This window comes from Devosia sp. LjRoot3, from assembly GCF_964252865.1.
Taxonomy (GTDB): domain Bacteria; phylum Pseudomonadota; class Alphaproteobacteria; order Rhizobiales; family Devosiaceae; genus Devosia.
Window position 1 is genome coordinate 214,532 of sequence record NZ_CAXUPK020000001.1, and the last position, 21,155, is coordinate 235,686.

Annotated in this window: 20 protein-coding genes; 14 read left to right on the forward strand and 6 right to left on the reverse strand. The window is 62.3% G+C overall.

Annotated elements, in window-relative coordinates; genetic code table 11:
- Window positions 1-24 precede the first annotated feature (24 nt).
- Genes ACSQ2A_RS01045 through ACSQ2A_RS01055 form a run of 3 tightly spaced genes read left to right on the forward strand, consistent with a single transcriptional unit; the run spans window position 25 to window position 2,553 of the window.
- Window positions 25-1,089, forward strand: a complete 1,065-nt coding sequence (locus ACSQ2A_RS01045; RefSeq protein ID WP_436070729.1) for an ATP phosphoribosyltransferase regulatory subunit — start codon at window positions 25-27, stop codon at window positions 1,087-1,089.
- Complete coding sequence (hisG, locus tag ACSQ2A_RS01050; protein WP_436070730.1) at window positions 1,086-1,790, forward strand: ATP phosphoribosyltransferase; 705 nt, start codon at window positions 1,086-1,088, stop codon at window positions 1,788-1,790. The genes ACSQ2A_RS01045 and hisG overlap by 4 nt, the downstream gene beginning before the upstream one ends.
- Before the next feature lie 25 nt (window positions 1,791-1,815).
- On the forward strand, window positions 1,816-2,553 hold the full coding sequence (locus ACSQ2A_RS01055; RefSeq protein WP_436070731.1) for a TSUP family transporter: 738 nt from the start codon (window positions 1,816-1,818) through the stop codon (window positions 2,551-2,553).
- Between the two features lie 10 nt (window positions 2,554-2,563).
- Here the strand turns inward: ACSQ2A_RS01055 and ACSQ2A_RS01060 are convergent, their stop codons facing one another.
- From ACSQ2A_RS01060 to ACSQ2A_RS01070, 3 genes are all read right to left on the reverse strand, one after another.
- Window positions 2,564-3,421: an SEL1-like repeat protein gene (locus tag ACSQ2A_RS01060; protein WP_295410643.1), complete on the reverse strand. Its 858-nt coding sequence runs from the start codon at window positions 3,419-3,421 to the stop codon at window positions 2,564-2,566.
- A 187-nt stretch (window positions 3,422-3,608) separates the two neighbouring features.
- Window positions 3,609-5,249: a chaperonin GroEL gene (gene groL, locus ACSQ2A_RS01065; protein WP_436070732.1), complete on the reverse strand. Its 1,641-nt coding sequence runs from the start codon at window positions 5,247-5,249 to the stop codon at window positions 3,609-3,611.
- Between the two features lie 47 nt (window positions 5,250-5,296).
- Window positions 5,297-5,587 carry a co-chaperone GroES gene (locus tag ACSQ2A_RS01070; RefSeq protein ID WP_035083617.1) on the reverse strand — a complete coding sequence of 97 codons (291 nt, stop codon included), beginning with the start codon at window positions 5,585-5,587 and terminating at the stop codon, window positions 5,297-5,299.
- A gap of 182 nt (window positions 5,588-5,769) precedes the next feature.
- Between ACSQ2A_RS01070 and ACSQ2A_RS01075 the strand changes: the two genes are divergently transcribed.
- From ACSQ2A_RS01075 to ACSQ2A_RS01090, 4 genes are all read left to right on the forward strand, one after another.
- Window positions 5,770-6,126: a DUF427 domain-containing protein gene (locus ACSQ2A_RS01075; RefSeq protein ID WP_295410648.1), complete on the forward strand. Its 357-nt coding sequence runs from the start codon at window positions 5,770-5,772 to the stop codon at window positions 6,124-6,126.
- A 116-nt stretch (window positions 6,127-6,242) separates the two neighbouring features.
- The gene (locus ACSQ2A_RS01080) at window positions 6,243-6,437 is read left to right on the forward strand and encodes a hypothetical protein (protein WP_295410649.1); all 195 of its coding nucleotides are present in this window, start codon (window positions 6,243-6,245) and stop codon (window positions 6,435-6,437) included.
- A 28-nt stretch (window positions 6,438-6,465) separates the two neighbouring features.
- The gene (locus ACSQ2A_RS01085) at window positions 6,466-7,431 is read left to right on the forward strand and encodes a DMT family transporter (protein WP_436070733.1); all 966 of its coding nucleotides are present in this window, start codon (window positions 6,466-6,468) and stop codon (window positions 7,429-7,431) included.
- Window positions 7,432-7,481: 50 nt separating this feature from the next.
- Window positions 7,482-7,856: a hypothetical protein gene (locus tag ACSQ2A_RS01090; RefSeq protein ID WP_436070734.1), complete on the forward strand. Its 375-nt coding sequence runs from the start codon at window positions 7,482-7,484 to the stop codon at window positions 7,854-7,856.
- A gap of 128 nt (window positions 7,857-7,984) precedes the next feature.
- Here ACSQ2A_RS01090 and ACSQ2A_RS01095 read toward each other — a convergent pair whose 3' ends face one another.
- Window positions 7,985-8,521, reverse strand: a complete 537-nt coding sequence (locus ACSQ2A_RS01095; protein WP_436070735.1) for a dihydrofolate reductase family protein — start codon at window positions 8,519-8,521, stop codon at window positions 7,985-7,987.
- 159 nt (window positions 8,522-8,680) lie between these two features.
- Between ACSQ2A_RS01095 and ACSQ2A_RS01100 the strand changes: the two genes are divergently transcribed.
- Entirely contained in the window at window positions 8,681-9,976 is a 1,296-nt protein-coding gene (locus ACSQ2A_RS01100) for a glycoside hydrolase family 125 protein (protein ID WP_436070736.1), read from the forward strand.
- Between the two features lie 84 nt (window positions 9,977-10,060).
- Here the strand turns inward: ACSQ2A_RS01100 and ACSQ2A_RS01105 are convergent, their stop codons facing one another.
- Entirely contained in the window at window positions 10,061-11,491 is a 1,431-nt protein-coding gene (locus ACSQ2A_RS01105) for a sigma-54-dependent transcriptional regulator (protein ID WP_295410659.1), read from the reverse strand.
- A 193-nt stretch (window positions 11,492-11,684) separates the two neighbouring features.
- Here ACSQ2A_RS01105 and ACSQ2A_RS01110 point away from each other — a divergent pair, with 193 nt between their 5' ends.
- The 3 genes from ACSQ2A_RS01110 to ACSQ2A_RS01120 all read left to right on the forward strand — a co-directional run bounded on the left by ACSQ2A_RS01110 (window position 11,685) and on the right by ACSQ2A_RS01120 (window position 14,902).
- Window positions 11,685-12,959: an EAL domain-containing protein gene (locus ACSQ2A_RS01110; protein WP_436070737.1), complete on the forward strand. Its 1,275-nt coding sequence runs from the start codon at window positions 11,685-11,687 to the stop codon at window positions 12,957-12,959.
- Window positions 12,960-13,047: 88 nt separating this feature from the next.
- Window positions 13,048-13,926 carry a TIGR01459 family HAD-type hydrolase gene (locus ACSQ2A_RS01115; RefSeq protein WP_436070738.1) on the forward strand — a complete coding sequence of 293 codons (879 nt, stop codon included), beginning with the start codon at window positions 13,048-13,050 and terminating at the stop codon, window positions 13,924-13,926.
- Window position 13,927: 1 nt separating this feature from the next.
- A complete protein-coding gene (locus ACSQ2A_RS01120) occupies window positions 13,928-14,902 on the forward strand; it encodes a bifunctional riboflavin kinase/FAD synthetase (RefSeq protein ID WP_436070739.1) in 975 nt (324 codons plus the stop codon).
- A 107-nt stretch (window positions 14,903-15,009) separates the two neighbouring features.
- Here ACSQ2A_RS01120 and ACSQ2A_RS01125 read toward each other — a convergent pair whose 3' ends face one another.
- Window positions 15,010-16,131: a hypothetical protein gene (locus ACSQ2A_RS01125; RefSeq protein WP_436070740.1), complete on the reverse strand. Its 1,122-nt coding sequence runs from the start codon at window positions 16,129-16,131 to the stop codon at window positions 15,010-15,012.
- 257 nt (window positions 16,132-16,388) lie between these two features.
- Here ACSQ2A_RS01125 and ACSQ2A_RS01130 point away from each other — a divergent pair, with 257 nt between their 5' ends.
- The 3 genes from ACSQ2A_RS01130 (at window position 16,389) to lspA (ending at window position 21,129) form a co-directional block, all read left to right on the forward strand.
- Entirely contained in the window at window positions 16,389-17,507 is a 1,119-nt protein-coding gene (locus ACSQ2A_RS01130; RefSeq protein WP_436070741.1) for a hypothetical protein, read from the forward strand.
- Window positions 17,508-17,633: 126 nt separating this feature from the next.
- Window positions 17,634-20,558 (forward strand): isoleucine--tRNA ligase, encoded by a 2,925-nt coding sequence (gene ileS, locus ACSQ2A_RS01135; RefSeq protein WP_436070742.1) that lies wholly within the window; start codon window positions 17,634-17,636, stop codon window positions 20,556-20,558.
- A 4-nt stretch (window positions 20,559-20,562) separates the two neighbouring features.
- On the forward strand, window positions 20,563-21,129 hold the full coding sequence (lspA, locus tag ACSQ2A_RS01140; RefSeq protein WP_436070743.1) for a signal peptidase II: 567 nt from the start codon (window positions 20,563-20,565) through the stop codon (window positions 21,127-21,129).
- Window positions 21,130-21,155 lie beyond the last annotated feature (26 nt).

The window sequence follows — 21,155 nt, forward strand, 5'->3', positions numbered from 1 at the left end:
GCTTTTTCGGCAGGGGCAAGAGCCATGACTAACGCCGCGATGCGACGGGCCCAGCTCGAAGCCCTTGTCGAAGCCCAGGGTGGCTGCCGCGCCACCCCGCCACTCTTGCTGCCGGCCGATCCCTATTTTGACCTCGCCGGCGAGGAATTCGGCCGCCGCCTGCTGCTCACCGCCGATCTGACCGGCGCCGAACATTGTCTGAGGCCTGAATTCACCCTGCCGATCGTGCGTGATTACATCGCCGATGGCACGCGCCAACCAGCCGCTTTCACCTATCTCGGCCCCATTTTCCGCCAGCGTGAAACCGGTCCAGCAGAATTCGATCAGGCCGGCATCGAACTGCTCGCGCAGCCCGATGGCGAAGTGGCGCTCGACCAGGTCTTTACCTTCGCTCGTGCTGCCCTCTCCATCTATGGCCTGCCGGCCCGCATTCGTCTTGGCGGTGTTGGTCTCTTCGAAGCGCTCCTGGTGCAGGCCGATATGCCGGCCGCCTGGCGCCCACGCATTCGCCACCGTTTTGGCCACACCGAAGCCATGGAACGCCTCCTGGCACGCCTTGAGGCGGCGCCCGACGCGCCCCGGCAGGAGCAGCCCTCGCGCGATGTGCTGATCGAGGATGTCACCGCACGCATGGTGTCATCAGGCCTCAGCCTCTCCGAAGGCCGCACGCCCGAGGAAATCGCTGATCGCTATCTCGAGCAGCAAGCGCTCGATGCCGCGCATGTTCCGGCCAAGACGCTGAAATTGCTGCGTGATTATCTCGCCATATCAGGCGATGTACTCTCGGCCCTGCGTCAGGTCGAGGCTTTGGCGGACAGCCACAAGCTCATGCTCGGCGCTCCCATCCGCGCCATTCGCCGTCACCTCGACAAGCTCGGCGAGGCGCGTGTGGACTTCGACGCCGGTTTCTCGCCGCGGCTCGACTACTATACCGGTATCGTCTTTGAAATGACCGGCCGCAACGGCGACGTCCTGGCTTCCGGCGGACAATATGACCGCCTGCTGGAGCGCCTCGGAGCCACGGCGCCCATCGCCGCCTCGGGTTGCGCGCTCTGGGTGGATCGCCTCGAAGCGGAGATCTCGGCATGACCGGCATCACTCTCGCCGTGCCCTCCAAGGGGCGCCTGGAAGAACTGACGCGCGAATGGTTTGCCGCCCGCGGCCTCACCATTTCCCGTCCCGGCGGTGCGCGCTCCTATCTCGGCGTCATGGAAGGCGAGCCCGAGGTGACGGTGCGCTTCTTCCCCGCTTCGGAAATTGCCCGCGAACTGATCCGCGGCACGATCGATATCGGCGTCACTGGCCGCGATCTCATCCACGAGACCAGCGAAACCGGCCCGGACAGCGTGCACTTTGCGCGTTCGCTCGAATTCGGCCATGCCGATGTGGTCATTGCCGTCCCCGAAGCCTGGATCGATGTCACGCATCTGCATGACCTGGCCGATGTCGCTTCGGACTTCCGCAGCCGCCACAAGCGCTGGCTGCGGATCGCGACGAAGTACATCACCATCACCCGCCAGCATTTTGCCCGCGCCGGTATTGCGGAGTACCGGATCGTCGAAAGCCTCGGGGCGACGGAAGCCGCGCCGGCATCCGGCGTGGCCGATATCGTCGTGGACATTACCTCGACCGGCTCGACCCTCGCGGCCAATGGCCTGCGTGTGCTCGACGATGGCATCATGCTCAAGAGCGAAGCCAATCTCATTGTGTCGCGCACCGCTGATTGGCCGGACGAGAAAAAGCGCAAGCTCAATTCTCTGCTCGCCCAGCTTGCCGCCGATCCGCTCTAGCCCGGCCCGATAGATGCTCGATCCCTTGACCCTAGTCGCCCTTGGGGGCGTCGGCCTTCTTGCTGGCTTCGTCGATGCCGTTGCTGGCGGCGGCGGCATGCTGACCATTCCGGCCCTGCTCTCGGCTGGCCTGCCGCCCATTGCCGCACTCGCCACCAACAAGATGCAGTCGGTCATCGGCACCGCCATGGCGACCTACACCTATTGGCGCAAAGGCTTCGTCTCGTTCAAGCTTCTGATACCATCGATTGCCGTGACCTACGCGGGCAGCTTTCTCGGCGCCCTCACTGTCAAGCAGATCGATACGTCATTGCTCAACCTGGCCGTGCCCTTCGCACTCATCGGCGTCGCGCTCTACTTCCTCTTTGCGCCCAATCTCTCAGACGCCGATCGGGCCGCGCGCCTCGATTTTCCCAAATGGGTGCCGCTTCTCGGCTTTGCCGTCGGCTTTTATGACGGCCTTTTTGGTCCGGGCACCGGCTCGTTCTTCACCATCGGCTTCGTGCTGCTTTTCGGCCTCGGTGTGACCCGCGCCGCAGGCAATACCAAGCTGCTCAACCTGACCTCGAATCTCGCGGCCCTGACCATCTTCATTCCGAGCGGCGACGTCGTCTGGCCGGCCGTGATGTGCATGGCTGTCGGGCAGATCATCGGCGGCTATGTCGGCGCGCATGCCGGCATTCGCTTCGGCGCCAAGCTGATCCGCCCATTGGTCGTGGTGATTTCCATCGCCATGGCGATCAAGCTGATCTTCTGGCCCTGAGGGCAGCGGTCTAGAGCTCGCTGCCGAAGGCAGCTTCTACTGCACGCATGGTCTGTGGCCCGAAACTGCCGTCGATCGTGCCCTTGTAAAAGCCGTCGCTCTTGAGATGTTCCTGGATGCGGCGGCGGAAATTGGGCGAGGTTTCGGCCGAGCCGATTTCCTTGAGTTCATCGAGGGCAAGATCGAGCCCATTGACGAGCGCCAGATAGGCGAGGTCGCCCGCCTTGCGCGAATCCATGGCAACGCCATCCCCATAGAGATAGCGCAGGGCCAGGGCCCAATGGCCGTTGGGCTCGCCGGCGTCTGAAGCACGCTGGTACCAGGCGGCGGCTTCCGTCGCATCCTTGGCCACCCCATGACCGCCGAGATAAAGCTCGCCAATGGCGTAGAGCGCGTAGGAATAGTCGTTGTCCGCTGCCTTGCGGAACCAGTTCATGGCCTCGTCATAGTCCTGGCCGACGCCTTCGCCGAGCCGGTACATGCTGGCGACATTGCTCATGGCGGCGGGAAGGCCGGCCTCTGCCGCCTTCATATACCAATCGAAAGCCTCGAAGAAATCCTGCTCGACATGCTCGCCGCGGTCGTACATCAGCGCCAGCCGGTTCATCGAATAGGCATCGCCCGCATTGGCGGCCAGCGAATACATCTCGAAGGCATAGGCATAGTCCGGATCGCCGCCATTGTCGGCGAAATAGGCTTCATCCGCCTCGGCGACGATTTCGGCGAGATCATCGGGATCGTTGGGGTCGAGATTGGTCGTCTGGGTCTGCTCGGTCGTGGACTTGGTTTTCGTCTTCTGCGCCAGGGCCGCAGAACTGCCGCCAAAGACCAGCGCCAGCAGTGTGATTGCCATGACCAGAAAACGCATCGGAACCTCCCAAGCCCTAGATGCCTGAGAATGAAACGGCGCGGGCTTTTCTGTCAAACCACTCGGCGGTGAAAATACGCCTCGCGGCCTGACGGCAAAAGAAAAAGGCGCGGTATTGCCACCGCGCCTTTCCACGAAGTTCGTGACTGGGAAGAAACGAGCTTCGAAGCTACTTGGGTCGGACTTCTTAGAAGTCCATGCCGCCCATGCCGCCCATGCCGCCGCCGCCCGGCATTGCCGGTGCTGCGTCCTTGGGGGCTTCGACGATGGTGGCTTCGGTGGTGATCAGGAGCGATGCAACCGAGGCAGCGTCTTCGAGAGCGGTGCGAACGACCTTGACCGGGTCGATGACGCCCAGGGCAACGAGGTCACCATATTCGCCGGTCGCGGCGTTGTAGCCGAACGAAGCCGAGGAGTTCTCGAGGATCTTGCCAACGACGACGGAGCCTTCGGCACCGGCATTGTTTGCAATGGTGCGGACCGGTTCCTGGAGAGCGCGGCGCACGATGGCGATACCGGCTTCCTGGTCGGCGTTTGCGCCCTTGACGGTGATGGCAGCAGCGGCGCGGAGGAGGGCAACGCCACCACCCGGCACGATGCCTTCTTCAACGGCAGCGCGGGTTGCGTTGAGCGCGTCGTCGACGCGGTCCTTGCGTTCCTTGACTTCCACTTCGGTCGAACCACCGACCTTGATCACGGCAACGCCACCGGCGAGCTTGGCAAGACGTTCCTGCAGCTTCTCGCGGTCGTAGTCCGAGGTGGTTTCCTCGATCTGTGCCTTGATCTGGCCAACGCGGCCCTGGATGTCGTCGGCCGAACCGGCGCCGTCGACGATCGTGGTGTTTTCCTTGGTGATTTCAACGCGCTTGGCAGTGCCGAGCATGTCGAGCGTCACGTTCTCGAGCTTGATGCCGAGATCTTCGGAGATCACCTGGCCACCGGTCAGGATGGCGATGTCTTCAAGCATGGCCTTGCGGCGGTCGCCAAAGCCCGGGGCCTTGACGGCAGCAACCTTGAGGCCACCGCGGAGGCGGTTGACGACGAGGGTGGCGAGAGCTTCGCCTTCGATGTCTTCAGCAATGATCAGCAGCGGGCGCTGCGACTGAACGACGGCTTCGAGGATCGGCAGGATGGCCTGCAGGTTCGAGAGCTTCTTTTCGTGCAGCAGGATGATCGGGTCCTCGAGGACGGCGGTCATCTTTTCAGCATTGGTGACGAAATAGGGCGAGAGGTAGCCACGGTCGAACTGCATGCCTTCAACGACATCGAGTTCGGTCTCGGCGGTCTTGGCTTCTTCGACGGTGATGACACCCTCGTTGCCGACCTTCTGCATGGCTTCGGAGATCATTTCGCCGATGGCAGTTTCGCCATTGGCAGAGATCGTACCGACCTGAGAGATTTCCGAGGTAGAGGTGATCTTCTTGGCCGAAGCCTTGAGCGAGCCGACAACTTCGGCAACGGCGAGGTCGATACCGCGCTTCAGATCCATCGGGTTGAAGCCGGCCGCGACGGCCTTGACGCCTTCGACGACGATGGCCTGGCCCAGAACGGTCGCAGTGGTGGTGCCGTCACCGGCAATGTCGTTGGTCTTGGAAGCGACCGAGCGCAGCAGCTGTGCGCCGAGGTTTTCGAACTTGTCTTCGAGTTCGATTTCCTTGGCAACTGAGACGCCGTCCTTGGTGATGCGCGGAGCGCCGAAGGACTTTTCGATAACGACGTTACGACCCTTGGGGCCGAGGGTAACCTTCACCGCATTGGCGAGGATATTGACGCCGCGCAGCATCTTTTCGCGGGCGTCGGTCGAGAACTTTACTTCTTTAGCGGCCATGTGAGGCGCTCCTTAGAATGGGTTAAACGACTGGGGAAGCGAAGCTATTAGGCTTCGACGATACCCATGATGTCGCTTTCCTTCATGATGATCAGGTCTTCGCCGTTGAGCTTCACCTCGGTGCCGCTCCACTTGCCGAAGAGCACGCGATCACCGGCCTTGACGTCGAGGGCATTGATCTTGCCATTCTCGTCGCGGGCGCCGGGGCCAACGGAAACGATGATGCCCTCGGAGGGCTTTTCCTTGGCGGTATCGGGGATGATGATCCCGCCCTTGGTCTTTTCTTCACTGTCGACGCGACGGACGACCACGCGGTCATGCAGGGGACGGAAGCCCATGATTTTTTCCTCTTGGCATCATTTCTGAATGCAATTTCGGGCCTGTTAGCACTCGAAGTGGCTGAGTGCTAGCAGGGTGCCCGGATATAGGGATGCGGCGGCGAGAGAGTCAAGGTTGGGTGAACGGAGATTTTGCTCATGCGTTAACACCGTCAGATGAACCTCATGCAAAGGAGGCTGCTGTGGCCGCCGACGAGACGACTTCCATTGTGAGCCCGATTGCCGGACGGGTGCATATCTTTTTCGACGATGGCGAAATCGCCAGCACGCTCAAGGCTTTGCGCTTGGAGGAGCCGGGCCGGAAACCACAGATTTTCGTGCCGCTCGATGCTGTGCATCCCGGGATTCTGGAGCTCTCGGAAACGCGGCGCAAGGAGCCGGGAAAGGGCGAGGCACATTACTATACGATCAAGACCCTGACCGCCGACGGGCCCGACGAGGCCTGGTATTATCCCTATGCCGACGGCGCCTATGGGCCGATCCGCGACCTCATCACCTTTGGTGGCAAGCGCGTCAAAGTCAGTGTTTCGGATGTCTAGGTGTTAGCAGACTGTTAGCATCGAGACTGACGTGGGGGCGGATAAGGGCAACGGGACGCCATTTCCGCCCCACTTTCCGCTTTCTTCCGCGGCACAGGTGCTGCATAAGGCGAGACATGAGCGAACAATCTTCCTACCAGATCAAGCTGCGCCTCAAGGGCGGCAGCGGTCCCAATGCCAACTGGCACTGGGAAATCCATGATGCCGACGGCAAGGTCGTAAAGACCGGCAGCGCCGTGGGCCCCGAGCACAAGGCCTTCGCCACGGCGCGGATCGCCAAAGAGAAGCTGGAAAAAACCCAGTCCAAATAGGCCGGTCGTCCGGCCCGGATAGCGTCCCATGTCCGCCCCCGACAAAATTCCTGCCCAAGCTCCGCCCGCGCGTGCGACCAATCCCATGCGCGGCATCATGCTCAAGGTGGTGTCGGTCTTTTTCTTCGTGGGCATGGCCACCATGCTCAAGGCGACCCAGACGGTACCATCGGGACAGATGGTATTCTTCCGCTCCTTCTTCGCGCTTTTGCCGGTTCTGGCCTATCTTGGCTGGAAGGGACGGCTGGGCAATGCCTTTGCCACCAAGCGGCCCTTTGGGCATATCCTGCGTGGGCTCGTTGGCGTTGCGTCGATGAGCCTGGGGTTTTTCGCCCTGACGCGCCTGCCGCTGCCCGAGGCGACGGCGATTTCCTATGCCACCCCGCTTTTGATCGTCATCTTCTCGGCCGTACTGCTCAATGAGCGCGTGCATTTCTTTCGCTGGACGGCTGTTGTTGTCGGCCTCGTTGGTGTCGTCATCATCCTCTGGCCGCGCCTTACGGTATTTTCGGGCGGTGCGGCACTCGGTGATGCCGAGGCGGTGGGCGCGCTCGCGGCTCTATTGGCGGCGGTGCTCTCCGCCTTTGCGATGATGGCGGTGCGCAATCTTGTCCATACCGAGCGCACCGAAACGATCGTCACCTATTTCTTTGTCAGCGCCAGCGTGCTCTCGCTGCTGACGCTGCCCTTTGGCTGGATCTGGCCGACGCCCGAGCAGACCGCTCTGCTGATTGGCGCCGGGTTCTTTGGCGGCATCGGGCAATTGCTGATGACCTCCTCCTATCGCCATGCCGACATGTCGGTGATCGCGCCCTTCGAATATGTGTCGCTGATCCTGACCATCGTGCTGGGCTATTTCATCTTCGCCGATGTGCCGACGCTGACCATGATTATTGGGGCGTTGATCATCATCGGTTCGGGCATCGCGGTGATCCTGCGCGAACATCGGCTGGGGCTTGATCGGGTCAAGTCCAAGGAGGCCAACACGCCTTGATCGCGCCACCCGCAGACCTACCTTAGGGCGACACGGCGCAGGGGGTATTAGTGGCAGCAACGGCAGCCGTCATCTTTTCAGGATCGATCATCGGGCTAGCGCTGTTTCAGGCCAATCTCGCCGCCGGCGCACCCTGGGGGCGTCTCGCCTGGGGCGGGCAGTATCAGCGTTTGCCTTTGGGCCTGCGCATAGGCAGCGCGGTCTCGATCCTGATCTATGCAGGCTTTGCCGCGATTGTGCTGGGGAAGGCCGGGCTCGTGGCCGTGAGCGGCGACTGGCTTGGGCCGGCGACCTGGGGGATTGCAGCGTTCCTGGCGCTGGGGACGGTCATGAATGCCATTTCGCGCAGCATGCCTGAGCGGCTGGTGATGACGCCGGTGGCGGCGGTGCTGTGTGGGGCTGCGGTGATTGTGGCGCTGGGGTAGTAGGTCCGCCCACTCCCCCAACTGTCGTCACCACCGGGCTTGTCCCGGTGGTCCATGCTTGAGGCGAAATGGATTGCCGGGACGAGCCCGGCAATGACGATGGAGAAGTGATTGGGCGTGGAGCCGCTCTAGCGCTTTACCCGATAGTGCGACTGGACGAGGCCGGAGGGGAAGGACTTGGTCTCGATGTGTTCGAGCGCAATGTCCTCTACCAGTGGACCGAAGAGGGGAATGCCTTCACCTAGGAGGATGGGGATGCGGCTGACGATCATGTCTTCGATGAAACCGGCGCGCAGGAAGGATTGGATGAGCTGGCCGCCATCGGCATAGATGCGTTGCCAGCCGCGAGAAGCCGCAAGGTCCATGGCCTCTGCGGGCGTCGCGGCCAGTATCTCGACCTTGTCCTTGAGATGGTCGGGAACGGAGGCCGGGTCGAGGCTGCGGCTCAGCACCAGAACCGGTTTTTCATAGTACCACTGATCGAAGGTCAGCACTTTTTCATAGGTGCCGCGGCCCATGATGATGCCGTCCATCCTGGCGATATGGGTGTTGTAACCGTGGTCTTCGCCAAGGCTGGAAAAGCGGGTCAGCCAGTCGATGTCGTCATTCTTGCGAGCGATATAGCCGTCGAGACTGGTGGCGATGAAGACATGGGCTGATGACATCGGGCGCTCCTGTGAATGCACGAGACTTAGGGGCGCGACGTGTCAGGGGGTGGCAGGAGCGGGCGGATAAGTGGGGTGGTGTTGGTTCGGCCCTAGGCGCCGAATCCGCAGCTATGCAATAAGGGACTTCCTTAATAGTGCCGATAAGTGGAGAGGGCGGTGACTGGAGAGACATGTCATCCAATTGTTCAGAAAGTCTCGAGCCAAGTCGCTGAGAAGCTGGGGGCGCAGGTCGCCGAGACCGTCGAGCGCTGCCTCATGGATATGCTGACGAGAACAGTCACTTATCTGCCCGATGGAACGGCATTCGTCATAACGGGCGACATTCCAGCAATGTGGCTCCGTGACTCGACTGCACAGCTAGCGCCGTTCCTGCACCTTGCGCATCAGGATTCCGGGTTGGCCGATCTGATTGCGGCGGTATCGAAACGCCAGCTCGATTATGTGCTGCTCGATCCCTATGCCAATGCCTTCAACGCCAGCGGCAATGCTGCAGGGCATAAGGACGTATTTCCGCAGTCGGCCTGGGTGTGGGAGCGCAAATACGAGATCGACTCGCTCGCCTATACGATCCAGCTGGCCTATGACCTGTGGACGACAACGCGCCGAACCGACCATCTGCAACGTTTTGTGGACGTGGCCAAGGTCGTCATCCGAACATGGCGGGCCGAGCAGGACCATGAGCGCAATTCGACTTATCGTTTTGGGCGTCTCGACTGTCCTCCGAGCGACACGCTGACGCGCGAGGGGCTGGGGCCGATCACTGGCCATACCGGCATGACGTGGGCGGGGTTCAGGCCCAGCGATGATGCGTGTGTCTATGGCTACAACATTCCCGGCAATGCCTTTGCTGCGGTGGCGCTAAAATACATCGCAGAACTGGCCGTCGAGGCTTTTGGCGACCATGCTCTCGCTGAGGACGCCGATCGCCTGCGCGAGGACATCGAACAGGGTATCGAGCGCTTCGGGCTGCTGGATGTCGATGGCCAAGACCCGGTCTACGCCTATGAGGTCGATGGGCTTGGCAACAGCCTGTTCGCCGACGACGCCAATGTGCCGAGCCTTCTTTCGCTGCCTATGCTGGGTTGGTGCACGATAGCGGACCCGATCTACCAGGCGACGCGTTCGCGCATTCTGAGCAAGGCAAATCCCTATTTCTACGTTGGGACGGCTGCGTCGGGTGTCGGTAGTCCACACACGCCGCCGGACCATGTCTGGCCGATTGCCCTGGCAGTGCAGGGGCTGACCAGCGATGATCCCGCCGAAAAGCGTGCCTTGCTGGACCTGTTGCTGGCCACTGACGGTGGAACCGGGCTCATGCACGAGTCCTTCCACGTCGATGATCCCGCAAGGTTCACCCGGCCATGGTTCTCCTGGGCCAATGCCATGTTTTGCGAGCTGGCGCTTGATGTTGCAGGCTTGCGCAGTTACCGCCGCGCCGCGGTCCGCAGTTAGGTAGCGGGAAGCCCATTGCGCCGAAACGGAGATTCCCGCTTTCGCGGGAATGACACCGTGGGTGTGGAGAATGCGGAGGGGGCCTCAGCCCGCCTTCTGCATCTCCGCCCAGCTTTGGCGCTTGCGGTAGATGGTGGATGGGCTGATTTCGAGCGCTGCGGCGGCCATGGAAATGTTGCCGGCGAAGGCGGCGATGGCGTCTTCGATGATTTTTTGTTCCTGCTGCCACATGGGCAGGATGGCGCGTCGGGTTTCGGCGCGCGGGGCAGGGGCCTCGACCGGCGCAAAGGCCTGGGATTCGATGTCGGCGGCGTTGAGCATGCCGATATCGATATCCCCACCGTCGAACATGACGACGATGCGGCGCACGAGGTTCTGCAATTGCCGGACATTGCCGGGCCAATCGGCGGCGGTCAGTTGCTGGGAGGCTTCGTTGGAGAAGCCGCCAAAGACCTTGTGCTCTTCGCGCGCATAGCGCTCGAGGAAGTGGCGGGCCAGGACCATGATATCAGTCGGGCGCTGGCGCAGCGGCGGCAGATGGATCGGCAGGACGTGCAGGCGATAGAACAGGTCCTCGCGAAATTTCCGCTCGGTGATCATCTGCAGGGGATTGCGATTGGTGGCGCAGATGACGCGCACATCGACTTTTCGCATATTTGCTTCGCCGACGCGGGAAATCGTGCCGGTCTGCAGGAAGCGCAGCAGTTTTGACTGCAGGGAAAGATCCATTTCCCCGATTTCGTCGAGGAAGAGCGTGCCGCCATCGGCCAGTTCTGCCGCGCCCTTGCGGTCTTCATGCGCGCCGGTAAAGGCGCCGCGGGCGACGCCAAAAAGCTCGCTTTCCATCAGGTCGCGCGGAATCGCGGCGCAATTGATGGCGACGAACCGCTTGCCCGAACGCGGGCCCTGGCTATGGAGGGCTTCGGCACAGACATCCTTGCCAGTGCCGCTCTCGCCGGTGATGAAGACCGGGGCGGACGAGGTCGCGACGCGCCCGATCTGTTCATAGATGAACTGCATCGCGTTCGACGCACCGACAAAGCCGGCAAAATCGGGGACGGCCTGCGGCAGGCTGGTGTCGAGGCCGAGCGAGCGCGGGCGGCCATGGCGTTGGGCCAGTTCGCCGATGCGGGTGGCAAGGGTCGGGCCGGCAATGGGCTTGGTGACATAATCATGGGCACCGGCGCGCATGGCGCCAACGGCGGCCGTCACCGAGGCGCCGCCAGCCATGGCGACAACGAGCGCGCCTTCGGCATGGCGCACGACGCGGCCCATGCCTTCATCGTCGCGCTCGGCAATGTCATTCAGGCTCGGCATATCGGCCAGAATGATGTCGAATCGGTTGGCGCGCAGCATGTCGAGGGCCTCACGGCCGGACTTTGCGAGGGTAACGGAGGGCGTGCAGAGCAGGGCCTGGCTCAACGATTCGCCAATCTGAGAGGCCGCTTCCGCGTCGCTGTCGATCAGCAGAAGCCGTCCGCTCAGCGCGTTGTCGAGGCCGGAAATCATTGCCATTACGCCCAAATCCTAGTGTTTCGCCATGCGTCCGACCGGTGCCGGACAGCCATGACGTTTGCGGGGATTGTTGACGAACAGGGTAAATAATCCGTTCTTTACCTGTAGGATCGCGTCTCAGCGCTTTTTCCATAGCAGAGGCAATGATATGACTTGCATGTCGAATCTAGCCACAATCTGAACCTGGGACGCTATGCAGGCTCTGGTCTATCTCTTTATCGCGCTTGCTGGTTTTGCGATTGGCGCAATGACCTATTTCGCCTTGTCGTTCACGCTTGCCGAAGCGATCCTGGTTGCGCTGGTCGTTGCTTGCATTGCCACCCTGGTTACCGAACGCCGTTTGCGGCTGCGTGCGGAAAAACGCCTCGAACGCGGTATCGAGGATCTCTCCAGACTTCTGGCAACCGACGCGCAGGCCGGCTCCGTGCTCGGCCGTCGCATCAATGCCCTCTCCGAACTCAATCCCGGCCAGCGCCTCGAAACCATCGAGGCCGATATTTCCGTGCTGGGCACGGTGATCCGCCAGGTGGCTGAGGCCGTTGCTGAAATCGAGGAAAAGGGGGCCGCGCCGGCTGCCGTTCCCGCCAGCGATCGATTTGTCAGCGAAGCGCCGCGGCCCGTTGCTGCGCCGCCGCGGCAAGACGAGATCGAGCCGATCATCCCCCTCGAAATGGTCCGTCAGGCGCTGGGCAACCAGCGCCTTGTCTATCATATCCAGCCCGTCGCGCGCCTGCCGCAGCGTCGTCCGGCCGGCTATGACCTCATTCCGCGCCTGATGCTGGAAGATGGCGACCTGGCCGAGCCGGTCGATTTCCTGCCGCGCCATGGCGGGGAGGACGTGCTGCAGCGGATCGATGGCACTGCGCTCAACGAGGCCGTGGCTATCGCCCGCCGCGCCCGTACCGGCGGTCAGGCGATTTCGCTCTACATTCCGCTCTCCAGTGCGACTTTGCGCGATAGCGCCGCGGTCGAGCAGTTGCTGGCCATTCTCGATGCCAACCGCGTCATTGCCACCGGCCTGATCTTCACCATTGCCGAAGTCGAATTTCAGGAACTGATGCAGACGGCGCGCACGGCGCTGCAGGCGATCCAGCGGCGCGGGGCAGGCTTCTCGCTCTCCGACACTTCCTCGCTGCGGCTCAATTTTGCCGATTTGTCTGAACTCGGCGTGCGCACGATCCGGGTCGGCGCCGGCCGGCTGATCAATTCGTCCGAGACCTATACCGACTTCCACCTCTCCGACATTGCCAGCTATGTGGGGCGCTTCGACATCACCCTGCTCGCCACCGGGGTGACCGACGAGCGCCAGATCGTCGAGCTCCTGGACAATGAGATTACGCTGGTGCAGGGCAATCACGTTGCTCCGGCCGGCCCTGTGCGTCCTGACCTGCTGCTCGAGCCGACCCGCACTGTGGCGCCGCCGGCCCCGCAGCGCCCGGAGGCCGCGCGCCGTCGCGCCGAGCTCTGAAATCAGCAGTTCCATCGGTTTCGGGCTTGATCGCCCGGACCGAACTGCCACATAGCAGCCTGAGACATTTTTAGACGGGAACTGACCCATGTCCGCAGCCGCGCCTCTGCCCATCATTTCCGGCCTTGCCGATCTCGCGGGGCGCTATGATGCGGTGCTGAGCGACGTCTGGGGCGTCATCCACAATGGCGTCTCGGCCTTTCCCGAGGCCGTCGAAGCGCTGGTGAACTATCGCCGTGCCGGTGGCAAGGTGGTGCTGATTACCAATGCGCCGCGGCCGTCCCCGCCCATCGTTGCCATGCTCGATCGGCTCAACGTGCCGCGCGAGGCCTATGATGCCATCGTCTCCTCCGGGGACGCGACGCGGACGATGATTTCGAAATATCGGGGACGAGCTATTCACCACGTCGGCCCGGCAACCGAGGACGATGCGCTTTACGACGGGTTCGACCTCAAGCGCACCGGGCCTGAAGAGGCCGAAGTGGTGGTGGTGACGGATCTCGACACCGACGACGACACCCCCGAAATGTATCGCGAACGCGCCAAGTTCTGGCTTTCGCGAAAACTGCCGATGATTTGCGCCAATCCTGACCGGGTGGTCGAGCATGGCGACCAGATCATTTATTGCGGCGGCGCGCTGGGCGATCTTTATGCCGCCATGGGCGGCATGGTGCTGATGGCAGGAAAGCCCTATCAGCCGATCTATGAAGAGGCGTTCCGCCTTGGCGAACTGGCCGCGGGCAAGACTCTCGACAAGAGCCGGGTGCTCGCCATTGGCGACAGCGTGCGCACCGATGCGACGGGCGCAGCGCAGTTTGGCATCGATCTTCTGTTCATCACCGGTTCGATCCATGCGGCTGAGCTCGACGCTTTCGGCAAGCCCGATCCGCAGGCGATTGCCGACCTGATCGCGCCGAGCCGGGCGCATGTCGCCGGTTTCCTGCCGCGTCTTGCCTGGGCGTCCTGAATTGAGCGATTTCGTGCGTCTTTCCGGTTTTTCGGAGCTCCCCGCGGCGCTCAGGGGGGCCTATATCGCCATCGGCAATTTCGACGGTATGCATCGGGGCCACCAGCGCGTCATTGCTGAACTGCGCGAACGGGCGCATGCCGCGGGCGTACCGGCGCTGGTCCTGACTTTCGAGCCGCATCCGCGCGACGTCTTTGCGCCGACGCCCTTCATCTTCCGTCTGACGCTGGGCGATGCCAAGGCGACCATGGCCGAGGCTCTGGGGCTTGATGGGATCATTATCCTGCCTTTTGATACGGCGTTTTCGCAGATCGAGGCGGAACGGTTTGTCGCCGATTTCCTCGTCGGGGCGCTCGGGGTAAAGGGCGTTATCATCGGCTCCGATTTCCATTTCGGCCGGCAGCGGCGCGGCACGCCGAGCTTTCTGCGCGAAAAAGGCGCCGAGCTTGGCTTTGCGGTGGAAACGCTGGATCTGGTGGATGAGGGCGACGAGGTCATTTCGTCCTCGCGTATTCGCGCGGCGCTGTCCGAAGGCGCGGTGACGGCGGCAAATCGGCTCCTAGGCTATCACTGGTTTTTTGAAGGCTGCGTGGTCAAGGGCGATCAGCGCGGGCGCGAACTGGGCTATCCCACGGCCAATACGATGACCCAGACGGGCTTTCAGCTCGCGCAGGGTGTCTATGCCGTGCGGGCCAAGGTCGGCGGAAAGCTGCTCGACGGGGTGGCTGCCTATGGCAAGCCCATGTTCGACAATCAGCGCCCGCCCTTTGAGACGCATCTCTTCGATTTCGACGCGGATATTTATGGGCAGACCATTTCGGTGGCGCTGATCGGCCATATCCGCGGGCAGGAAGTGTTCAAGGGGCTTGATGATCTCATTGCGGCCATGGATCGCGATAGTCGCAAGGCGCGCGCCATGATCGCCGAAGCGCGGCCGATTGGGGCGCTGGACGAGAAGCTGGGCTTTTTCGGCTAGCGCATTTCGCGCTTCATTCGGCACACTCACCCACTCGATTGCCAGCTATCGAGATCTCAGGATGGGCCCCGGCCTTCGCCGGGGTGACAGCCAGCGGGTGCGGGGCTCTAGTCCTCGGCCAGGAGCAGGCGCATGAGGTCGGTCTGCTTGCGGACGCCGGTTTTGTCGAAAATGCTGGTCAATTGGGCACGCGCGGTGGCGTCGGAGACGCCGCGCTGGTCGGCGGCGGCTTTGCGGCTGCCGGTTTCGACCAGGGCCAGCGCCAGTGCCATCTCGGCCGCGGTCAGTCCGTAGCGCTGCTGCAATCGCGCGAACCGGCGACGCAGGCGGCTCTGCGGGTCGGAAATAATGATGATGACCGCGGGCCGACGCCCGGCGGGATAGAGCAGACCGCCGGGATAGGGCGCGCAATGGACGCCCAATGTGCCCTCGGGTGTCGCGATCTGCATGCGACCGCCGGAGGTGTGGTCGGGCGCTTGCAGGCAGACCGCGATGAGGCGCGCCAGTTGCCGGTTTGTCACCGGGTCGTCGCAGGAGATACGGCCGTGGCGCTGGCGCAGCCGGCCGTCCTCGAAGAGCTGTCTGGCGCTCTCATTGCAGTCGAGCAGGATGCCGCGGGCATCGAGCAGAATGGCGCCTTGTCCGGCTAGTTCGAGCACATCGAGGCTGGAGCGCGCCATGCCGCTGAACTGGCCGACGAGCTTGTTGATCTCGAGTGCGCGGGTCAGCGTTGGGAGAATGGCCTCGAAGCGGGCGATCTGGTCGGATTCGATGGCGCGCGACGCATTGACCATGAGAGCGCCATGCCAGCCGGTGCTGGTGGCAAGCCGCACTCCGAAGGCGCGGTTGTAGCGCTGGGGCACGCACCATTCGTTGTAGAAGGCATCGCGCTGAAAATCGGCAAACTGGGACAGGGACTCGTCGACCACGATTGCGCCGGGGGCATGCCCCATCATGTCGCGCATCAGCGCATTGCGGTCGTGGAACGTAGTGAAATAGCGCTCGATTTCGGTGGGGCTGGTTCTAGGCGACAGCATCTGTGGGAGCGAACCGGGGGCGCCGCCGCCAAGGGTTGCCTCGACGCTGCCCAGGTAGTCGGCGAGGCGCATCAACATATCCGGCCAGGACGTGTCGTCCTCTGCCGCCTGCCGGATCGTACCGAGGATATCCTCGAAGCGTCCCATCGCCTGGCCCACATCGCGCACCGGGCGCGTGTCCCCATCGAACATGTGTTCGATGCTGGCCCCAGCATGAGCCAGTAAAAAATCTCGGTCAATCCAGAGGGTTGGTGCCATCTCGATCACTTTTTCTTTGGCACTGTCCCGATCAGGGGAATTTCGTATGCCCGTTTGCTTCGTTGCCCTGTCCCATCGCCGACGATGGACCCTGACGATCGGCCTGTTCCGCGACGCCTGCCATGCCGGTTGAGACCAATCGGCAGCGTGTTCTTCTGGCCTGGGAAGGTGGGGCCGGGCGGGGGCACGTGATGACCCTCAGGGACATTGCCGAGGCCCTTGGGGCCGATGCCATCTGTGACGCTGCGCTCTGCCGCATGGAGCATGCAAAGGAGCTGGAGCCCCATTGCGACACCGTATTTCAGGGCGCCCGGCTTTCGACCAATCGCGCGCGGCGCGAGGCGGCGGGCAATCCGCATGTTGCGACCTGGGGGGATTTTCTCGGCGATCTCAATTTCTGGAATCCGCAATTCCTGATCGCCCAGATCAAATGGTGGTTGGAGACCATCAAGGCGCGAAAGAGCCGGCTGCTCATCGCCGACTTCGCGCCCTGTGCGCAATTGGCGGCGCAGATCGCCGGAATTCCATCTGTTGCGGTGGGCACGGGCTATTCGGTGCCGCCTGCCGGGCTCGACAGCTTTCCCATTCTCCTGCCCGAATATTCCGAGCGGGTTTTTGCCGAGGACGAACTGCTGCGGGCGGTCAACATGGCACTGGCCTATTTTGGCGGCCGGCCGCTGGCGAGACTGTCCGACATCTATGCCCAAAGCACGGCAATGCCGCGCACCATTGCCGGCCTCGACCCCTATCGGGACTGGCGCCAGGCGCCGCTGCTGCCGCCGCTCAATGAAAGGCTGCCCCGTCCCGATGGCAGCGGCGACGAGATCTTCTTTTACTTCTCGACCAGCGAGACCGAAAATCACGCGCTCGTCGACGCGCTCATCGGCCTCGACCTGCCCATGCGCGCCTTCATACCCGGGGCCACGGCCAATATCAGGGAGCTTTTTGTCGAAGCCGGCGTGACCGTGGAGACGCGGCCGGTTCCCTTTGCAGAGATCAACCGGCGGTCGCGCCTGCTGCTCCATTCCGGCCAGCACGGCACGCTTTGCATGGGGCTGGGCATGGGGATCGGGCAGGTCGCCTTTCCCCAGCATCTCGAACATCTCTTCCACGCGCGGCGCGCGGCCGAGCTGGCACCCGTGCGGATCGTCAATTCCGGAACGAGGGACGCGGACGAAATCAGCGCCACGATCATGGAAGCCTATGAAATCGGCGGGGGCGACGCGGCGGCGGCGGAAAAACTGCGTCCGGACCTTTTCGGCGATGCCGGCGCCATTGCGCGCGGACGGATCCTGCCGCTCATTCAATAGGCTGCAATGCGCGGTGCGGCGTTGCCGATGGCCCTCGCCGTGGATGGCGTGGCAAAATCAACCTTTGCCCCCTTTGCCCTCACTTGCTAAAAGGCGGCCCAATCTTCCAAAACCGATTGCCGTTCCATGACCGATACCGCTGCAAGCGCGACCGAAAAAGACTATTCGGCCACGCTCTTCCTGCCCGAAACCGAGTTTCCGATGCGCGCGGGCCTGCCCGATCGCGAGCCGATCTGGCTCAAGCGCTGGCAGGACATGGATATTTACGAGCGTCAGCGCGAGCAGGCCAAGGATCGGCCGCTGTTTACGCTGCATGACGGCCCGCCCTATGCCAATGGCAATATCCATATCGGCCATGCGCTGAACAAGACGCTGAAGGACCTGGTCTCCCGGTCCATGCAGATGCTTGGCCACAACGCTGCCTATATCCCCGGCTGGGATTGTCACGGCCTGCCCATCGAATGGAAGATCGAAGAGCAGTACCGCGCCAAGGGCAAGGACAAGAACGAGGTTCCGGTGGTCGAATTCCGCCAGGAATGCCGCGCCTTTGCCGAAAGCTGGGTCGATATCCAGCGCGAGGAATTCAAGCGCCTGGGCATCCTTGGTGAATGGGACAATCCCTATCTCACCATGAGCTTTGACGCCGAAGCGCAGATCGCGCGCGAGCTGATGAAGGTGTCCATGAGTGGGCAGCTTTATCGTGGGTCCAAGCCCGTGATGTGGTCGGTGGTTGAGCGCACGGCGCTGGCCGAGGCTGAAATCGAATATGCCGATTATGAGAGCGACACGATCTGGGTGAAGTTCCCGGTGACCAAGGGGCCGCATCTCGGCGCCTCAGTGGTCATCTGGACCACGACCCCGTGGACGATCCCAGCCAACCGCGCCATCAGCTTTTCGAACCGCGTCGACTATGGCGTCTACGAGGTGACTGACGCGCCGGCTGAGAACTGGGCCAAGGTTGGCGAGAAGTACATCATCGCCGACAAGCTGGCCGCTGAGGTTTTCGCCAAGGCCAAGGTTGCCGGCTTTGAAAAGCGCGCCGTGGTTTCGGCCGATGACCTCAACGCCATCACTGCGGCCCATCCGCTGCGCGGTCTTGCCGATGGCTACAATTTTGATGTGCCGCTGCTCGATGGTGAACATGTTACCGACGATGCCGGTACCGGCTTTGTGCATACCGCGCCGGGCCATGGTCTCGATGACTTTGGGATCTGGATGGATTCGACGCGCCTGCTGCAGGATCGCGGCATCGATCCGTCCATCCCCTATGTCGTGGGCGACGACGGCTTCTACACCTCCGAAGCACCGGGTTTTGATGGCGCGCGCGTCATCGACGATAATGGCAAGAAGGGCGATGCGAACAATCGCGTCATCGCGGCGCTGGCCGAGCACGGCAATATCATCGCTCGCGGCCGCGTGAAGCATCAATATCCGCATTCCTGGCGCTCCAAGAAGCCGGTGATCTATCGCAACACGCCGCAATGGTTTGTCTATATGGACAAGGCCATTGAGGGTGTGGAGGGCGATACGCTGCGTCACCGGGCGCTCAACGCGATCGATGCGACAAAGTTCTACCCTGCTGCCGGGCAGAACCGGTTGCGCGCCATGATCGCTGATCGTCCCGACTGGGTGTTGAGCCGCCAGCGCGCCTGGGGCGTGCCGATCACGGTTTTCGTGCACAAGGAAAGCGGCGAAATCCTTCGCGATGAACTGGTCAATCACCGCATTGCCCAGAGCTTTGAGGAAGAGGGCGCCGACGCCTGGTACAAGCCGGGTGCTGCCGAGCGCTATCTTGGCGAGGGCTACAAGGCCGGTGACTACGAGATGGTATCAGACGTTCTCGACGTCTGGTTCGATTCCGGCTCGACCCATGCCTTCGTGCTGCGCAACAAGCAGAAGTGGCCGCATCTGAAATTCCCGGCCTCGATGTATCTCGAAGGCTCGGATCAGCATCGCGGCTGGTTCCATTCGTCGCTGCTCGAAAGCTGCGCGACCAATGGCTATGCGCCCTATGACAGCGTTCTCACCCATGGTTTCACCATGGATGGCGAAGGCAAGAAGATGAGCAAGTCCCTGGGCAATACCGTTGCCCCGCAGGACATCATCAAGCAGTACGGCGCCGATATCCTGCGCCTGTGGGTGGCGTCGTCCGACTATTCGGAAGACCTGCGGCTGGGCAAGGAGATCATCCAGACGACCGTCGACGCCTATCGCAAGCTGCGTAACACGCTGCGTTGGCTCCTCGGCAATCTTGCCCACTTCAAGGCTGACGATGTCGTAGATTTCCGCGATATGCCTGAGCTGGAACGCCTGATGCTGCACCGCCTGGCGCAGCTCGATGCCGGCGTGCGCTCGGCCTATAAGGAATATGACTACCGCAAGGTCGTCTCGCTCTTGTCGAATTTCATGAACATCGAGCTTTCGGCGTTCTATTTCGACATCCGCAAGGACACGCTCTATTGCGATCCGATCTCGTCGGCAAAACGCCGCTCGGCGCTGACCGTGCTCGACCACCTGTTCAACGCCTTGACCGCCTGGCTGGCGCCGATCCTGGTTTTCACCATGGAAGAGTGCTGGCTGGAACGGCATCCGGGCGAGAACGAGTCTGTGCACCTGCGGCTCTTCCCGGATATTCCGGCGGAGTGGCTTGATGACGATCTCGCCGACAAGTGGCAGCTCATCCGCGGCGTGCGGCGCGTCGTGACCGGGGCGCTCGAAATCGAGCGTCGTGAGAAGCGCATCGGCTCGTCGCTGGAAGCGGCGCCGAAGGTTTTTGTCTCGGACGCGCGCTATATCGAGGCGCTCGAAGGGCAGGACCTTGCCGAGATCGCCATCACCTCGGCGATTGCCGTGTCGCAGGGCGAAGGCCCGGCCGAAGCGTTCAAGCTTGACGATGTGCCGGGTGTTTCCGTGGAGCCGGCTCTGGCCGAAGGCAGCCGCTGCGCCCGTTCGTGGAAGGTGCTGCCCGAAGTCGGATCCGATCCCGAATATCCTGACGTGACCTTGCGCGACGCCCAGGCGCTGCGTGAGCGTGCGGCGGCCGGGCTCTAACCCGGTGGCCGTCACGAGGGCAGCTTCGCCCGCCATTTACACCTCGCTTGTCGCGGCCGTGCTCGCCTTTGGGCTCGACCGCGCGCAAAAGGGTTATCATATCGCGGCCGAATGCTATGGCATCGGGCAGGCGAACTGCGTCGAGATCTTCACCAACTACGTCCCGTTTTCGATGACCGGGTGGCGGGGTGGCGAAATCGTGCCGGTGACCTCGTTCTTCGACTATGTGCTCGTTTGGAATACCGGGATTTCGTACGGCCTGCTCGATGGCCTGCCGGTGTGGACCTTGGGCGCGATCATGATGGTGGCGATCATCGGGCTTTCGCTCTGGTGGTGGCGAGCCGATGCGCCGCTGGTGCGGCTGGGTCTGGCCTTTGCCATCGGCGGAGCACTCTCCAATGCTCTCGACCGGCTGATTTTTGGCGCAGTCGCCGACTTCTTCCATTTTCATTGGGGAAGCTGGTCATTCTACATCTTCAATATCGCCGATATGGCGATCACGCTGGGGGTGATCCTGTTGCTGATCGATCTTGTTGGCTTCGGGAAAAGCAAGGCAAAGCCGGCCGATTGAGGCTCGCGCACCATTGTGCTGCCCAA

What these genes read in the sequence shown, in the direction of transcription:
- ACSQ2A_RS01125 (WP_436070740.1), bottom strand. Translation starts at nt 16,131, where the DNA reads ATGTTCGATGGGGACACGCGCCCGGTGCGCGATGTGGGCCAGGCGATG.
- ACSQ2A_RS01080 (WP_295410649.1), top strand. Translation starts at nt 6,243, where the DNA reads ATGAGCGAACAATCTTCCTACCAGATCAAGCTGCGCCTCAAGGGCGGC.
- ACSQ2A_RS01130 (WP_436070741.1), top strand. Translation starts at nt 16,389, where the DNA reads ATGACCCTCAGGGACATTGCCGAGGCCCTTGGGGCCGATGCCATCTGT.
- ACSQ2A_RS01105 (WP_295410659.1), bottom strand. Translation starts at nt 11,491, where the DNA reads ATGGCAATGATTTCCGGCCTCGACAACGCGCTGAGCGGACGGCTTCTG.
- ACSQ2A_RS01115 (WP_436070738.1), top strand. Translation starts at nt 13,048, where the DNA reads ATGTCCGCAGCCGCGCCTCTGCCCATCATTTCCGGCCTTGCCGATCTC.
- ACSQ2A_RS01095 (WP_436070735.1), bottom strand. Translation starts at nt 8,521, where the DNA reads ATGTCATCAGCCCATGTCTTCATCGCCACCAGTCTCGACGGCTATATC.
- ileS (WP_436070742.1), top strand. Translation starts at nt 17,634, where the DNA reads ATGACCGATACCGCTGCAAGCGCGACCGAAAAAGACTATTCGGCCACG.
- ACSQ2A_RS01060 (WP_295410643.1), bottom strand. Translation starts at nt 3,421, where the DNA reads ATGCGTTTTCTGGTCATGGCAATCACACTGCTGGCGCTGGTCTTTGGC.
- ACSQ2A_RS01070 (WP_035083617.1), bottom strand. Translation starts at nt 5,587, where the DNA reads ATGGGCTTCCGTCCCCTGCATGACCGCGTGGTCGTCCGTCGCGTCGAC.
- ACSQ2A_RS01110 (WP_436070737.1), top strand. Translation starts at nt 11,685, where the DNA reads ATGCAGGCTCTGGTCTATCTCTTTATCGCGCTTGCTGGTTTTGCGATT.
- ACSQ2A_RS01085 (WP_436070733.1), top strand. Translation starts at nt 6,466, where the DNA reads ATGTCCGCCCCCGACAAAATTCCTGCCCAAGCTCCGCCCGCGCGTGCG.
- hisG (WP_436070730.1), top strand. Translation starts at nt 1,086, where the DNA reads ATGACCGGCATCACTCTCGCCGTGCCCTCCAAGGGGCGCCTGGAAGAA.
- ACSQ2A_RS01045 (WP_436070729.1), top strand. Translation starts at nt 25, where the DNA reads ATGACTAACGCCGCGATGCGACGGGCCCAGCTCGAAGCCCTTGTCGAA.
- groL (WP_436070732.1), bottom strand. Translation starts at nt 5,249, where the DNA reads ATGGCCGCTAAAGAAGTAAAGTTCTCGACCGACGCCCGCGAAAAGATG.